This is a genomic window from Pseudomonas sp. TWRC1-2, assembly GCF_049896685.1.
GTDB lineage: Bacteria > Pseudomonadota > Gammaproteobacteria > Pseudomonadales > Pseudomonadaceae > Aquipseudomonas.
Genome location: NZ_JAFCUU010000011.1, coordinates 66029 through 80175, shown reverse-complemented (window position 1 = coordinate 80175; position 14147 = coordinate 66029). Strand labels below are relative to the sequence as shown.

Genomic DNA, 14147 nt, shown 5'->3' with positions numbered 1-14147 from the left:
TGAACATTTAATCTCGACCTAAACGCGCCTCTCCCTTAAGGTAGGGCGCGAATAGACAACCGGCTGGCCAGGCACTCCTTGGCCGTCGACCCAAGACGGACGCTTATGAACCCGAATTTTCTTGATTTCGAACAGCCGATCGCTGACCTGCAAGCCAAGATTGAAGAATTGCGCCTGGTCGGCAATGACAATTCGCTGAATATCGGCGATGAGATCGCTCGCCTGCAAGACAAGAGCAGCACGCTCACCGAGGACATCTTCGGCAAGCTGACCAGCTGGCAGATCGCGCGCCTGGCACGCCACCCGCGCCGTCCGTACACCCTGGATTACATTCAGCACATCTTTACCGAGTTCGACGAGCTGCACGGCGACCGCCACTTCTCCGACGACGCGGCCATCGTGGGCGGTATCGCTCGCCTGGACGACCAGCCGGTCATGGTGATCGGTCACCAGAAAGGCCGTGAAGTGCGTGAAAAAGTCCGCCGCAACTTCGGCATGCCGCGCCCCGAAGGCTACCGCAAGGCTTGCCGCCTGATGGAAATGGCCGAGCGCTTCAAGATGCCGATTCTGACCTTCATCGACACGCCGGGTGCTTACCCAGGCATCGACGCCGAAGAGCGCAACCAGAGCGAAGCAATCGCCTGGAACCTGCGTGTGATGGCGCGCCTGAAAACCCCGATCATCGCCACCGTGATTGGTGAAGGTGGTTCCGGCGGGGCACTGGCCATTGGCGTGTGCGACCAGCTGAACATGCTGCAGTATTCGACCTACGCGGTGATCTCGCCGGAAGGTTGCGCTTCGATTCTGTGGAAAACCGCCGAAAAGGCACCGGACGCTGCTGAAGCCATGGGCATCACCGCTGATCGCCTCAAAGGCCTGGGCATCGTGGACAAAGTGATCGCCGAGCCATTGGGCGGCGCCCACCGTGACCCGGCTGCGGCTGCTGCCACCCTGCGCGCTGAGCTGGCTTCGCAATTGGCGATGCTCAAGAAGTTCGATAACGAAGCGCTGCTGGCCCGTCGTTACGAGCGCCTGATGAGCTACGGTCTCTGATCAAACACTGATCGTGAAGACAATGCAGTACTAATGTGGGAGCAGACTTGTGTGGGCGCTGGCTTGCCTGCGATAGCATCAACTCGGTGTAACAGATAACCCGAGTTGCCTGCATCGCGGGCGAGCCCGGCGCCCACACAGGCCCGCTCCCACATTTGCTTTGTGTATGCTGGGTTATCGCGTTCCAGATCGATGGCGGTACTGTGTTATGAAGCCGGCTCTACCCGCCAACCTCTTGCAAACCTTGGCACCCTGGCGCAATGCCCCGGCCTGGCACATCGCATTCTCGGGTGGTCTGGACTCCACCGTCCTGCTGCACCTGTTGGCCGCCCTTGCTACCACCGAAAGCCTTCCACCGCTCAGTGCTGTCCACGTCCATCACGGCCTGCAGGCTGCCGCCGACGCCTGGCCCAGCCATTGCCAGGCGGTGTGTGACGGCTTGGGTGTGCCCTTGCGGGTGATGCGCGTGCAAGTGCAGCCGGGCGCCAGCCTTGAGCGTGCAGCGCGTGACGCGCGTTATCAGGCGTTTACCGAAGCCACCGGGGCAGGGGAGGTGTTGCTCACCGGGCAGCATCGCGACGATCAGGCTGAAACCCTGTTGTTTCGGCTGATGCGCGGTGCAGGGGTGCGCGGGCTGGCGGCAATGCCTGTGCATCGCCAGCTGGCGAATGGTCACGTGGTGCGCCCGTTGCTGGAGGCCTCGCGTGCTGAATTGGAAGCCTACGCCCACGAGCACCAGTTGACGTGGATCGAAGACCCTTCCAACGCAGACCCACGTTTCTCGCGCAATTACCTGCGCCATCGTGTGCTCCCCGTGTTGACGCAGCGATGGCCTCAAGCCGTTTCCAGCCTGGCGCGCACCGCCGATCACCTGAGTGAAGCCCAGGGCCTGCTCGACGAGTTGGCGAGGATGGACTTGCAAGCCGCCGATCAGCCTTCGCCATTTCCCTGGTTGCCTCTGCCCTCGTTGGTTCTGACTCCACTGCGCGAACTATCTGACGCTCGCCAACGTAATGCCTTGCGCCACTGGCTGGCGCCTCTGACCCGGTTACCCGACAGTGACCACTGGGCCAGCTGGCATTCCCTGCGCGACGCCAAAGCTGACGCACAACCGCTGTGGCGCCTTGCCGACGGCCAGTTGCATCGTTGCGGCGAGCGCATCTGGTGGCTGCCCGCAGCATGGTTGGAGTTTTCCGACGCCGCGGTTAGCTGGCCGCATCCACAGAGTCCACTTGCGTTACCCGGCAATGGCCAGCTGAAATTTATCGGCGAGGCTCCCCAAGGTCCGCTTGAGGTGCGTTACCGTCAGGGCGGCGAAATCATCGAAGTGCCCGCTCGAGGCCGGCGCGACTTGAAGCGCTTGCTTAATGAGTGTGGGCTGCCGGGCTTTGTCCGTGGCAGATTGCCGCTGGTGTATCAGGGTGAGCAATTGCTGGCTGTGCCAAGCCTTGCAGGGCTGTGGGCCAGGCAGCCGGGTGAAGGACAATTGGATTGGATGCCACAGACTTGCGATCAAGGTTTGAGCTGATAGAGCCTTTCCGGTAGACTACGCTCCCTTCTTGATACAACTTCTGTGGATTCGACTGAATCGCAGCAGTTGCCGATTACCAAGCAGTCTTTGCTGGGCGATTCCAAAAAATGTGTAGCGATCAACGTACCGGTGTTTCATTGCTGGTCTGTCACAACGCGGCGGTTTTTTTGAAAGGTGCACTGTGATTAATGCAGGTGATCGGGGGCTTCGGCCTTCCTTCGCTTTCCCCGGCGGCTCGGACCGCTTTAACGCAGACTTCTAGGGTTTTTCATGACGCGCTACATATTCGTCACGGGCGGTGTTGTTTCTTCATTGGGGAAAGGCATTGCCTCCGCTTCATTGGCGGCCATCCTGGAGGCGCGGGGACTTAAGGTCACCATGCTCAAGCTGGACCCGTACATCAACGTTGACCCGGGCACCATGAGCCCGTTCCAGCACGGTGAAGTGTTCGTCACGCACGACGGCGCCGAGACCGACCTGGACCTGGGCCACTACGAGCGGTTCATCCGCACGACCATGACCCAGAACAACAACTTCACCACCGGCCGTGTCTATGAGCACGTGCTGCGCAAAGAGCGCCGTGGTGACTATCTGGGTGCAACCATCCAGGTCATCCCGCACATCACCGACGAAATCAAGCGCCGCATCATCAAGGGCGCAGGCGATGCCGACGTGGCGATGGTCGAGATCGGTGGCACCGTGGGTGACATTGAATCCCAACCGTTCCTCGAAGCCATCCGCCAGCTGCGTTTCGAAGTCGGCGCCAAGCGCGCGATGCTGATGCACCTGACGCTGGTGCCGTACATCGCCACCGCCGGCGAAACCAAAACCAAGCCTACCCAGCACTCGGTCAAGGAACTGCGTTCCATCGGCCTGCAGCCGGACGTGCTGGTATGCCGCTCCGATCACCCGATCGACATTTCCTCGCGTCGCAAGATTGCGCAGTTCACCAACGTTGAAGAGCGTGCGGTGATTGCCCTGGAAGACGCCGACACCATCTACAAGATCCCGGGCATCCTGCATTCCCAAGGCCTGGATGATTTTGTGGTCGAGCGTTTCGGCCTGCAGTGCAACGGCGCGGACCTGTCCGAGTGGGAAGCTGTGGTGGATGCCAAGCTCAACCCTGAGCATGAAGTCACCATCGCCATGGTCGGTAAGTACATGGAACTGCTGGACGCGTACAAGTCGCTGATCGAAGCGATGAGCCACGCCGGTATCAGCAACCGCACCAAGGTCAACCTGCGCTACATCGATTCCGAAGACATCGAGAACCAGGGCACCGCGCTGCTCGAAGGTGTTGACGCGATCCTCGTACCCGGCGGTTTCGGCCTGCGTGGCGTGGAAGGCAAGATCACTGCCGTGCAGTACGCACGTGAAAACAAAGTGCCGTACCTGGGCATCTGCCTGGGCATGCAAGTGGCAGTCATCGAGTTCGCGCGTAACGTGCTGGGCTGGAAAGACGCCAACTCCACCGAGTTCGATCACACCAGCGGCCACCCGGTCGTGGGCCTGATCACCGAGTGGGAAGATGCCACCGGCGCCGTTGAAACCCGTACCGAAAGCTCCGACCTGGGCGGCACCATGCGCCTTGGTGCGCAAGACTGCCTGCTGGAGCCGGGCTCGCTGGTTCACGATTGCTATGGCAAGGACGTGATCGTCGAGCGCCACCGTCATCGCTACGAAGTGAACAACAACCTGCTGCCGCAGATCAAAGAAGCCGGCCTGAAAATCTCCGGTCGCTCCGGCGATGGCAAGTTGGTTGAAGTGGTTGAAGCACCGGATCATCCGTGGTTCGTGGCTTGCCAGTTCCACCCGGAGTTCACCTCGACCCCGCGCGACGGCCACCCGTTGTTCAGCGGTTTCGTTAAAGCAGCACTGACGCAACATCAGAAGAAGGCGTAACCCTGATGGCCCAGAAGATCATTCGCGTAGGCGACATCGAGATTGCCAACGACAAGCCCATGGTGCTGTTCGGCGGCATGAACGTGCTGGAAAGCCGCGACATGGCGATGCAGGTCTGTGAAGAGTACGTGAAGGTCACCGAGAAACTCGGTATCCCTTACGTGTTCAAGGCCAGCTTCGACAAGGCCAACCGTTCGTCCGTGACTTCCTATCGCGGCCCGGGCCTTGAAGAAGGCATGCGGATCTTCCAGGACATCAAGCAAGCCTTCGGCGTGCCGATCATCACCGACGTCCACGAGCCGGAACAAGCGGCCGTGGTCGCCGAGGTGTGCGACATCATCCAGTTGCCGGCCTTCCTGTCGCGCCAGACCGACCTCGTGGTCGCCATGGCCAAGACCGGCGCTGTGATCAATATCAAGAAAGCCCAGTTCCTCGCGCCCCAGGAAATGAAACACATCCTGAACAAGTGCGTGGAAGCGGGTAACGACCAGTTGATCCTCTGCGAGCGTGGTTCGAGCTTTGGCTACAACAACCTCGTGGTGGACATGCTCGGTTTCGGCATCATGAAACAGTTCGAATACCCGGTGTTCTTCGACGTAACCCACGCGCTGCAAATGCCCGGTGGTCGCGCCGATTCCGCCGGTGGGCGCCGTGCCCAGGTGCTGGACCTGGCCAAGGCGGGCATCAGCCAGTCGCTGGCGGGCCTGTTCCTGGAAGCCCACCCGGACCCGGATAATGCCAAATGCGACGGCCCATGCGCCTTGCGCCTGGACAAGCTGGAGCCATTCCTGGCCCAGCTCAAGCAGTTGGACGAACTGGTCAAGAGTTTTCCGACGGTAGAAACCGCGTAAGCGCCATTTCTCCGGTAGACTTTCCCTCGCTTTACGCTCAGGCCTGCGGGCCTGAGCCTTGTCGCCTGCAAGCCTGCCCCGTTGTTCCACCCTTGCGGTCGGTCAAAAGATTTCCTTCAGCTGCGTCGTTTTCGTCAACTTTGGAGTGTTTACAACAATGGCAAAAATCGTCGACATCAAAGGTCGTGAAGTTCTCGACTCCCGTGGCAACCCTACCGTCGAAGCCGACGTGCTCCTCGATAATGGCATCATCGGCAGCGCCTGCGCGCCGTCCGGTGCTTCCACAGGTTCCCGCGAAGCACTGGAACTGCGTGATGGCGACAAGAGCCGTTACCTGGGCAAGGGTGTACTCAAGGCTGTAGCCAACATCAACGGCCCGATCCGTGACCTGTTGCTGGGCAAGGACCCGCTGGACCAGAAAGCCCTGGACCACGCGATGATCAAGCTCGACGGCACCGAAAACAAAGGCAGCCTGGGCGCCAACGCCATCCTCGCCGTGTCCCTGGCCGCTGCCAAGGCTGCTGCACAGGACCAGGACCTGCCGCTGTACGCACACATCGCCAACCTGAACGGCACCCCGGGTGTTTACTCGATGCCGGTGCCGATGATGAACATCATCAACGGTGGCGAGCACGCTGATAACAACGTCGACATCCAGGAATTCATGGTGCAGCCGGTTGGCGCCAAGACCTTCTCCGAAGGCCTGCGCATGGGCACCGAGATTTTCCACCACCTCAAAGCTGTGCTGAAGGCCCGTGGCCTGAGCACTGCCGTGGGTGACGAGGGTGGTTTCGCACCAAACCTGGCGTCCAACGAAGATGCACTCAAAGTGATCTCCGAAGCCGTGGCCAATGCGGGCTACAAGCTGGGCACCGACGTGACCCTGGCCCTGGACTGCGCCGCCAGCGAGTTCTACGAAGACGGCAAGTACAACCTGTCCGGTGAAGGCCACGTGTTCACCTCCGAAGGTTTTGCCGACTACCTCAAAGGCCTGACCGAACGCTACCCGATCATCTCCATCGAAGACGGCCTGGACGAGTCCGACTGGGCTGGCTGGAAAGTCCTCACCGACAAGATCGGCGAAAAAATCCAACTGGTCGGCGACGACCTGTTCGTGACCAACACCAAGATCCTGAAAGAAGGCATCGACAAAAAGATCGCCAACTCGATCCTGATCAAGTTCAACCAGATCGGCACCCTGACCGAAACCCTGGAAGCCATCCAGATGGCCAAGGCTGCGGGCTACACCGCCGTGATCTCCCACCGCTCCGGCGAAACCGAAGACTCGACCATTGCCGACCTGGCCGTGGGCACCTCGGCTGGGCAGATCAAGACCGGTTCCCTGTGCCGTTCCGACCGCGTTTCCAAGTACAACCAATTGCTGCGTATCGAAGAGCAATTGGCAGGTAAAGCCAAGTACAACGGTCGCAGCGAGTTTCGCGGCTGATTGTTAAATGGTAAAAGGTCAGCGGATTACGTCGGAAAAATCACGACAGCGTGAATTTCGACGCTAATCTCATGGCTAACAAGCACAAGCCTGGTTCATCCAGGCTTCGTGCTATCAGTTGCTTCAAAAGTTTTGCATGGCTGTCTTTTTTTACTGGATACCCGGATTTCGATGCGCAGTCCCAATTGGTTGTTCCTCGTCTTGCTCTTGTTGCTGGCTGGCCTGCAGTACCGCCTATGGGTGGGTAATGGCAGCTTTGCGCAGGTGAAAGAGTTGACCCAGCAAATTGCCGACCAGCACGCCGAGAACGAACGCCTGCTGGAGCGCAACCGCGTCCTCGATGCCGAAGTGCTTGAGTTGAAAAAAGGCACGGAGACCGTTGAAGAACGGGCGCGTCATGAGCTGGGCATGGTGAAAGAGGGCGAAACCCTCTACCAGTTGGCCCAATGAGTAGCGTTTTACCGGCCTTCTGGGCCGTGATTCCTGCCGCGGGCGTTGGTGCCCGTATGGCTGCGGACCGTCCCAAGCAATATCTGCAACTGGGCGGGCGCACTATCCTCGAACACAGCCTCGGCTGTTTTCTCGACCATCCAGGCCTTAAAGGGCTGGTAGTCAGTTTGGCTGTCGATGACCCTTATTGGCCGAACCTGCCTTGCGCCAACGACCCACGCATCGTGCGTGCGGACGGCGGTGACGAGCGCTCGGGCTCGGTACTCAATGCTTTGTTGCAACTCAATGCGCTGGGTGCCAGCGATGATGATTGGGTGCTGGTGCATGACGCCGCGCGGCCTAACCTCAGCCGTGATGACCTCGATAACCTGTTATCAGAACTGTCGGATGATCCCGTCGGCGGGCTGCTGGCCGTGCCCGCTCGCGATACGCTCAAGCGCGTCGACAAGCATGCACGTGTGGTCGAAACCGTTGACCGCAGCCTGATCTGGCAAGCCTACACGCCGCAGATGTTTCGCCTCGGCGCTTTGCATCGAGCGTTGGCTGATAGCTTGGTGGCGGACGCAGTCATCACCGACGAAGCCTCGGCAATGGAATGGTCCGGCCAGGCGCCGCGCCTGATTGAAGGGCGTTCGGACAATATCAAGGTGACCCGGCCCGAAGACCTGGAGTGGTTACGGTTGCGGTGGGCGAACCGCAGGTAGTCAGTTAAACCGCGTCGACTTCATCGCAGGCACGCCAACTTCCATAGTTGAAACGCGATTAGCTGTGGGAGCCGGGCTTGCCTGCGATGAGGCCCAGGCAGGCGCTCCAAATTATTCGCTGTACTCCGGCCGCTCAGCCAACCCCTCCTTCAAGAAATCCACCAGCTTTCTGACCTTCGGCGATAAATGCCGCTGCTGTGGATACAGCGCCCACACCGCCGTGTTCGGCGGCTGATGCGCTTCCAGCAACGACACCAGCGCGCCAGTGTGCAAGTGCTCAAGCACGTAATAGTCCGGCAACTGGCACAGCCCAACCCCTTGCAACGCCGCATCCAGCACTGCTTGCCCACTGTTGCAGCGCCAGTTTCCCTGCACCCGCTGGGAAAATTCGCGCCTGTCCTGGGCCAGTTGCCAGATATCCGAGCTGCCGATCAGGCAGTTATGCCGAGTTAATTCCGACAGACTGTGTGGCCGACCATACCGCGCCAGGTAGGAAGGTGACGCGCACAGGTACATGCGCCGCGGGGCCAGGCGACTGGCGACCATGCGCGAGTCTTGCAGGCGGCCCAGGCGGATCGCCAGGTCGAGGCCTTCATGCACCAGGTCCAGCTGGCGATTGCTCAACTCGATATCCACGCGCAATTGCGGGTAGAGGCCCATGAATCGTGTGACCAGCGGCACGATAAACCGCTCGCCGTAAGCCACCGCGCAGGTCATGCGCAACATGCCCTTGGGTTCACTGGTGAGGTCGCCGACGGCGCGCAATGCTTCTTCGCGACCGTCTTGCAAGCGTTGGCAGTGTTGCAGGAAGGTCTGGCCGGCTTCGGTCAGCGTCACCTTGCGCGTGCTGCGATAGAGCAACCGGGTTTGCAGCCGTTCTTCCAGGCGCGCCACCTGCCGGCTGATGTGCGACGAAGACACGCCAAGTCGCTCGGCCGCCGCGGTGAATTGGCTGCACTCGGCCACCGCAACAAACTCGTCGATGCCTTCCCAGCGGTTCTCCAGCATGGTGATTGTCCCTGTACAGCAATAAAGTTTTGCTTTCGCTCGGATTATTAATCAATGGGCCATGTTTTACACTCAGCGCTTCAGTTTTTAATTTCCTGGAGAAACCCGGATGATCAAGTCCCGCGCCGCTGTAGCCTTCGAAGCGAAAAAGCCCCTTGAGATCGTCGAAGTCGATGTCGCCATGCCCAAGGCCGGCGAGGTGCTGCTGCGGGTGGTCGCGTCCGGCGTGTGCCATACCGACGCGTACACGTTGTCGGGCGCCGACCCGGAAGGCATCTTTCCGTCGATCCTCGGCCATGAAGGTGGCGCGGTGGTTGAAGCAATCGGCGAGGGCGTGACTTCGGTGGCCGTCGGCGACCACGTGATCCCGCTGTACACGCCGGAATGCGGCAAGTGCAAATTCTGCCTGTCGGGCAAGACCAACCTGTGCCAGGCCATTCGCTCCACTCAGGGCAAAGGCCTGATGCCGGATGGCACCACACGTTTCTCCTACAAGGGCCAGCCGATTTTCCACTACATGGGTACCTCGACCTTCTCCGAGTACACCGTGCTGCCGGAAATCTCCGTGGCAAAAATCCCTAAAGAAGCGCCGTTGGAAAAGGTCTGCCTGCTCGGTTGCGGCGTCACCACCGGCATCGGTGCGGTGATCAACACGGCCAAGGTCAAGCCGGGCGATACCGTGGCGATCTTCGGCCTCGGCGGTATCGGCCTGTCGGCCGTGATCGGCGCGGTGAAGGCCAAGGCGGGTCGCATCATTGCCATCGACATCAACCCGGCCAAGTTCGAAATCGCCAAGCAACTGGGCGCCACCGACTGCATCAACCCGAAAGACTACGACCGCCCCATCCAGGACGTGATCGTCGACTTGACCGACGGCGGCGTGGACTTTTCCTTCGAGTGCATCGGCAATGTGCAACTGATGCGCGCGGCACTCGAGTGCTGCCACAAGGGTTGGGGCGAGTCGGTGATCATTGGTGTGGCCGGCGCTGGCCAGGAAATCGCCACCCGTCCATTCCAGCTGGTGACCGGGCGCGTCTGGCGCGGTTCGGCGTTCGGCGGCGTGCGTGGCCGTACCGAATTGCCAAGCTACGTTGAAATGGCCCAGACCGGCGAGATCCCGCTGGACACGTTTATCACCCACACCATGGGCCTGGAAGACATCAACAAAGCGTTTGACCTGATGCATGAAGGCAAGAGCATTCGTACCGTCATTCACTTTTGAAGCAGCTGCAAGTTGCACGCTATAGGCTGCAAAAAGGTGAACGCCCGCCTGCAGCCTGAAGTTTGCCGCTTGCCGCTGGGAGCATTCCCATGACCCTGGAAAATATCTCCTGCCAAAAGAGTTTTGGCGGCTGGCATAAACGCTACAAACACAGCTCCAACGTGCTCGGTTGCGACATGACCTTTGCTGTCTACCTGCCGCCGCAAGCGGAGCAGGGCGGCAAGCTGCCGGTGGTGTACTGGCTGTCCGGCTTGACCTGCACCGACGAAAACTTCATGCAGAAGGCCGGTGCCCACCGTGTGGCCGCCGAGCTGGGGTTGATCATCGTTGCTCCGGACACCAGCCCGCGTGGGCCCGGCGTGCCGGGCGACCCTGACAATGCCTGGGATTTTGGCCTGGGGGCCGGCTTCTACCTGAATGCCACGCAGGAACCTTGGGCCAAGCACTATCGGATGCATGACTACGTGGTGCAGGAATTGCCTGCGTTGGTTGAAGCGCATTTCCCTGCATCGGCCAAGCGCGGCATCAGCGGCCACTCCATGGGCGGCCACGGTGCGTTGGTGTGTGCCTTGCGCAACCCTGGGCGCTATCAATCGGTGTCGGCGTTTTCGCCGATCAATAACCCGATGGATTGCCCGTGGGGCCAGAAGGCCTTCTCGCGTTATTTGGGCGAAGAACGCTCGAAATGGCGTGAATGGGACGCCTGCGCGCTGATCAGCGAGGCCTCGCAAAAGCTGCCATTGCTGGTGGATCAGGGCGACCGCGACGATTTCCTCGCCGTGCAGCTCAAGCCCGAGGCCCTGCAGCAAGCGGCCAAGGCGGCCAACCATCCGCTCGAACTGCGGCTGCAACCCGGCTATGACCACAGCTACTTCTTTATCGCCAGCTTCATCGAAGATCATTTGCGACATCATGGGCGTGCTTTGCTCGGTTAATGTGAGGCAAAAGTAGGTAGAATCACGCCCTGAATTAAATCGGGGCGTTTTTTTATGCGTATTGGCCACGGCTACGATGTGCACCGTTTCGCTGAAGGCGATTTCATCACCTTGGGCGGCGTGCGCATTGCACACCACCATGGGTTGCTCGCTCATTCCGACGGCGACGTTGTATTGCACGCCTTGAGCGATGCCTTGCTCGGCGCAGCGGCGTTGGGCGATATCGGCAAGCACTTTCCAGACACCGACCCTACCTTCAAGGGGGCGGACAGCCGCGTCCTGCTGCGCCATGTGGTCGGCCTGATCCACGCCAAGGGCTGGAAGGTCGGGAATGTCGACAACACCATCGTGGCCCAGGCACCGAAAATGGCCCCGCATATCGAATCGATGCGCGCACTGATTGCCGCGGATCTGCAAATTGAATTGGATCAAGTCAACGTGAAAGCCACCACCACCGAAAAACTCGGGTTTACCGGACGGGAAGAGGGCATCGCGGTGCACTCCGTTGCCTTGTTGCTGCGCGCATGAATGACTTGCAACTGTTGGGCCCGCGGGCCTACGGCGAGGCTTTGGGCAGCGCGGTATTAAAAGCGACGGCTGAAGATTTCCAGGTAGACGAAGTGCTGGATATTCCGCTGACCGGCGACGGCGAGCACTTGTGGCTGTGGGTTGAAAAGCGCGGCTTGAATACCGAAGAAGCCGCGCGGCGCATCGCCAAGGCCGCCGGCGTGCCGCTGCGCACCGTCAGCTATGCCGGGCTCAAGGATCGCCAGGCGTTGACGCGCCAGTGGTTCAGCGTGCAACTGCCGGGCAAGGCCGATCCGGACATGAGCGGTGCGCAGAACGACACCCTCAAAATCCTCAAGATGGCCCGTCACAAACGCAAGCTGCAGCGTGGCGCGCATTCGGCCAACGGTTTTACCCTGCGCCTGACCCAATTGGCTGGCGACACCGCCGCCATCGACGCGCGTTTGCAGCAGATTGCCCAGCACGGCATCCCCAACTACTTCGGCGCCCAGCGCTTCGGCCACAACGGCGGCAACGTGGCGGACGCGCGTGAATGGGCGGCCCGCAAGGCCTTGCCGGAGCAGCGCAATGTGCGCTCGCGGCTGCTGTCTACCGCGCGTAGTTTTCTCTTCAATAAAGTCCTGGCGGCACGTGTTGCAGACGGTTCCTGGCAGCGCGCCCAGGTCGGCGACTTGCTGGCGTTTACTGACAGCCGCAGTTTTTTCCCGGCGGGGGAGGCTGAATGCAGCGACCCGCGCCTGGCGATTCTGGACCTGCACCCGACAGGGCCGCAGTGGGGCGAAGGCGATTCGCCGGCGTCGGGGGCAACCTTCGCGCTGGAACAGGCAATCGCCGACGGTGAAGCCGACCTGCGCGATTGGCTGGTGAATGCCGGCATGAGCCAGGAACGTCGCATTCTGCGACTGCCCATTGGCGGGTTGACGTGGCATTATCCCTCGCTGGACATTCTGCAACTGGAATTCGTCCTGCCGGCCGGATGCTTCGCCACTGTCTTGGTGCGCGAGCTTGTTGATCTGGTGCCGGTGGGGCAGACGGACAGCCCATGCGTATTCTGATATCAAACGATGACGGTGCCACCGCACCCGGCCTTGCCGCGCTTTATGCTGCGCTGGAAGATTACGCCGAGTGTGTGGTGGTTGCCCCGGACCAGGACAAGAGCGGCGCCAGCAGTTCGCTGACGCTCGACCGTCCGTTGCACCCGCAGGTTCTGGCCAATGGCTTTATCAGCGTGAACGGTACGCCCACCGATTGCGTGCACCTGGCGATCAACAGCTTGTTGGCGCAGGAGCCGGACCTGGTGGTGTCGGGCATCAACCTCGGCGCCAACCTGGGCGATGACGTGCTGTATTCCGGTACGGTGGCGGCGGCGCTTGAAGGGCGTTTCCTGGGCCGCACCTCGTTCGCCTTTTCCTTTGCCTCGCGGCAGCTGGATAACCTGGCGACGGCGGCGTATTTCGCCCGCAAACTGGTGGAGGCCCACGGGTCCCTGGACCTGCCGCCGCGCACAGTGCTCAACGTCAACATCCCTAACTTGCCCCTCGACCATATTCGCGGCATCCAACTGACGCGCCTGGGCCATCGCGCCCGTGCGGCCGCGCCCCTGAAAGTGGTCGATCCGCGCGGCAAGGAAGGTTATTGGATTGCGGCAGCCGGCGACGCCGAGGACGGTGGCCCGGGCACAGACTTTCATGCGGTGATGCAAGGTTATGTATCGATTACCCCGTTGCAGCTTGATCGCACTTTCAGTGATGCCTTCAGTAGTCTCGATGGCTGGCTCGAGGGGCTGCGTTGATGGCGCGTGAACAAGACGACCTGCTGCGCCGTGGCATCGGGATGACCTCGCAGCGTACCCGCGAGCGTTTGATCCAGCGCCTGTACGAAGAAGGGCTGTCGAACGCCCAGGTGCTGGAAGTCATCCGGCGCACACCACGCCACCTGTTTGTCGACGAAGCCCTGGCGCATCGGGCCTATGAAGACACCGCATTGCCCATCGGCCACAACCAGACCATTTCGCAGCCTTATATGGTCGCGCGCATGAGTGAGCTGTTGCTGGCGGCGGGGCCTTTGGACAAAGTGCTGGAGATCGGCACCGGTTCGGGCTACCAGACTGCCGTGCTGTCGCAACTGGTGGAGCGGGTGTTCTCGGTGGAGCGCATCAAGGTCCTGCAGGACCGCGCCAAGGAGCGCCTGGTGGAGCTCAACCTGCGTAACGTGGTGTTTCGCTGGGGCGATGGCTGGGAAGGCTGGCCGGCGCTGGCGCCGTATAACGGCATCATCGTTACCGCCGTTGCTACCGATGTACCGCAGGCGTTGCTGGATCAACTGGCACCTGGCGGGCGGTTGGTTATCCCGGTGGGCTCCGGCGAAGTGCAACAATTGATGCTCATTATCCGGGAAGACGAAGGCTTTTCCCGGCACGTACTGGGCGCCGTGCGCTTTGTACCGTTGCTCAATGGCCCGCTGGCCTGATCATTTATTCGCAAACAGTGAATTCTGTGGGTGGGGATGTGTCTTAC

Annotated in this window: 14 protein-coding genes; 13 read left to right on the top strand and 1 reads right to left on the bottom strand. The window is 60.7% G+C overall.

The window, feature by feature from the left end:
- Window positions 1–105 precede the first annotated feature (105 nt).
- The 7 genes from ACP7B3_RS26290 to ispD all read left to right on the top strand — a co-directional run bounded on the left by ACP7B3_RS26290 (window position 106) and on the right by ispD (window position 7938).
- Window positions 106–1053 (top strand): acetyl-CoA carboxylase carboxyltransferase subunit alpha, encoded by a 948-nt coding sequence (locus ACP7B3_RS26290; RefSeq protein WP_426181970.1) that lies wholly within the window; start codon window positions 106–108, stop codon window positions 1051–1053.
- A gap of 208 nt (window positions 1054–1261) precedes the next feature.
- On the top strand, window positions 1262–2581 hold the full coding sequence (gene tilS / locus ACP7B3_RS26285; protein WP_426181967.1) for a tRNA lysidine(34) synthetase TilS: 1320 nt from the start codon (window positions 1262–1264) through the stop codon (window positions 2579–2581).
- 273 nt (window positions 2582–2854) lie between these two features.
- Window positions 2855–4486 carry a CTP synthase gene (locus ACP7B3_RS26280; protein ID WP_106577157.1) on the top strand — a complete coding sequence of 544 codons (1632 nt, stop codon included), beginning with the start codon at window positions 2855–2857 and terminating at the stop codon, window positions 4484–4486.
- Window positions 4487–4491: 5 nt separating this feature from the next.
- Window positions 4492–5337, top strand: coding sequence for a 3-deoxy-8-phosphooctulonate synthase (kdsA, locus tag ACP7B3_RS26275; RefSeq protein ID WP_010212442.1), 846 nt, complete (start codon window positions 4492–4494; stop codon window positions 5335–5337).
- A gap of 157 nt (window positions 5338–5494) precedes the next feature.
- On the top strand, window positions 5495–6784 hold the full coding sequence (gene eno / locus ACP7B3_RS26270) for a phosphopyruvate hydratase (RefSeq protein WP_106577156.1): 1290 nt from the start codon (window positions 5495–5497) through the stop codon (window positions 6782–6784).
- 171 nt (window positions 6785–6955) lie between these two features.
- A complete protein-coding gene (gene ftsB, locus ACP7B3_RS26265) occupies window positions 6956–7234 on the top strand; it encodes a cell division protein FtsB (RefSeq protein WP_017137157.1) in 279 nt (92 codons plus the stop codon).
- A complete protein-coding gene (ispD, locus tag ACP7B3_RS26260) occupies window positions 7231–7938 on the top strand; it encodes a 2-C-methyl-D-erythritol 4-phosphate cytidylyltransferase (protein WP_242194279.1) in 708 nt (235 codons plus the stop codon). Before ftsB ends, ispD begins: the two co-directional genes overlap by 4 nt.
- Window positions 7939–8049: 111 nt before the next feature.
- Here the strand turns inward: ispD and ACP7B3_RS26255 are convergent, their stop codons facing one another.
- Window positions 8050–8946: a LysR family transcriptional regulator gene (locus tag ACP7B3_RS26255; RefSeq protein WP_426181961.1), complete on the bottom strand. Its 897-nt coding sequence runs from the start codon at window positions 8944–8946 to the stop codon at window positions 8050–8052.
- A gap of 109 nt (window positions 8947–9055) precedes the next feature.
- Here ACP7B3_RS26255 and ACP7B3_RS26250 point away from each other — a divergent pair, with 109 nt between their 5' ends.
- The 6 genes from ACP7B3_RS26250 (at window position 9056) to ACP7B3_RS26225 (ending at window position 14100) form a co-directional block, all read left to right on the top strand.
- Window positions 9056–10168: an S-(hydroxymethyl)glutathione dehydrogenase/class III alcohol dehydrogenase gene (locus ACP7B3_RS26250; protein WP_025855143.1), complete on the top strand. Its 1113-nt coding sequence runs from the start codon at window positions 9056–9058 to the stop codon at window positions 10166–10168.
- An 89-nt stretch (window positions 10169–10257) separates the two neighbouring features.
- On the top strand, window positions 10258–11103 hold the full coding sequence (fghA, locus tag ACP7B3_RS26245) for an S-formylglutathione hydrolase (protein ID WP_410017205.1): 846 nt from the start codon (window positions 10258–10260) through the stop codon (window positions 11101–11103).
- A 54-nt stretch (window positions 11104–11157) separates the two neighbouring features.
- On the top strand, window positions 11158–11631 hold the full coding sequence (gene ispF, locus ACP7B3_RS26240; protein ID WP_012722614.1) for a 2-C-methyl-D-erythritol 2,4-cyclodiphosphate synthase: 474 nt from the start codon (window positions 11158–11160) through the stop codon (window positions 11629–11631).
- Window positions 11628–12686 carry a tRNA pseudouridine(13) synthase TruD gene (gene truD / locus ACP7B3_RS26235; protein WP_262207025.1) on the top strand — a complete coding sequence of 353 codons (1059 nt, stop codon included), beginning with the start codon at window positions 11628–11630 and terminating at the stop codon, window positions 12684–12686. The genes ispF and truD overlap by 4 nt, the downstream gene beginning before the upstream one ends.
- The gene (gene surE / locus ACP7B3_RS26230; protein WP_145161904.1) at window positions 12674–13423 is read left to right on the top strand and encodes a 5'/3'-nucleotidase SurE; all 750 of its coding nucleotides are present in this window, start codon (window positions 12674–12676) and stop codon (window positions 13421–13423) included. Before truD ends, surE begins: the two co-directional genes overlap by 13 nt.
- Before the next feature lie 41 nt (window positions 13424–13464).
- Window positions 13465–14100 carry a protein-L-isoaspartate(D-aspartate) O-methyltransferase gene (locus ACP7B3_RS26225; RefSeq protein ID WP_169850588.1) on the top strand — a complete coding sequence of 212 codons (636 nt, stop codon included), beginning with the start codon at window positions 13465–13467 and terminating at the stop codon, window positions 14098–14100.
- The last annotated feature ends 47 nt before the right edge of the window (window positions 14101–14147 follow it).

Excerpts from the sequence above, each read along its gene's own strand:
- ACP7B3_RS26290 (WP_426181970.1), top strand. The coding sequence starts at position 106 with ATGAACCCGAATTTTCTTGATTTCGAACAGCCGATCGCTGACCTGCAA.
- tilS (WP_426181967.1), top strand. The coding sequence starts at position 1,262 with ATGAAGCCGGCTCTACCCGCCAACCTCTTGCAAACCTTGGCACCCTGG.
- ACP7B3_RS26280 (WP_106577157.1), top strand. The coding sequence starts at position 2,855 with ATGACGCGCTACATATTCGTCACGGGCGGTGTTGTTTCTTCATTGGGG.
- kdsA (WP_010212442.1), top strand. The coding sequence starts at position 4,492 with ATGGCCCAGAAGATCATTCGCGTAGGCGACATCGAGATTGCCAACGAC.
- eno (WP_106577156.1), top strand. The coding sequence starts at position 5,495 with ATGGCAAAAATCGTCGACATCAAAGGTCGTGAAGTTCTCGACTCCCGT.
- ftsB (WP_017137157.1), top strand. The coding sequence starts at position 6,956 with ATGCGCAGTCCCAATTGGTTGTTCCTCGTCTTGCTCTTGTTGCTGGCT.
- ispD (WP_242194279.1), top strand. The coding sequence starts at position 7,231 with ATGAGTAGCGTTTTACCGGCCTTCTGGGCCGTGATTCCTGCCGCGGGC.
- ACP7B3_RS26255 (WP_426181961.1), bottom strand. The coding sequence starts at position 8,946 with ATGCTGGAGAACCGCTGGGAAGGCATCGACGAGTTTGTTGCGGTGGCC.
- ACP7B3_RS26250 (WP_025855143.1), top strand. The coding sequence starts at position 9,056 with ATGATCAAGTCCCGCGCCGCTGTAGCCTTCGAAGCGAAAAAGCCCCTT.
- fghA (WP_410017205.1), top strand. The coding sequence starts at position 10,258 with ATGACCCTGGAAAATATCTCCTGCCAAAAGAGTTTTGGCGGCTGGCAT.
- ispF (WP_012722614.1), top strand. The coding sequence starts at position 11,158 with ATGCGTATTGGCCACGGCTACGATGTGCACCGTTTCGCTGAAGGCGAT.
- truD (WP_262207025.1), top strand. The coding sequence starts at position 11,628 with ATGAATGACTTGCAACTGTTGGGCCCGCGGGCCTACGGCGAGGCTTTG.
- surE (WP_145161904.1), top strand. The coding sequence starts at position 12,674 with ATGCGTATTCTGATATCAAACGATGACGGTGCCACCGCACCCGGCCTT.
- ACP7B3_RS26225 (WP_169850588.1), top strand. The coding sequence starts at position 13,465 with ATGACCTCGCAGCGTACCCGCGAGCGTTTGATCCAGCGCCTGTACGAA.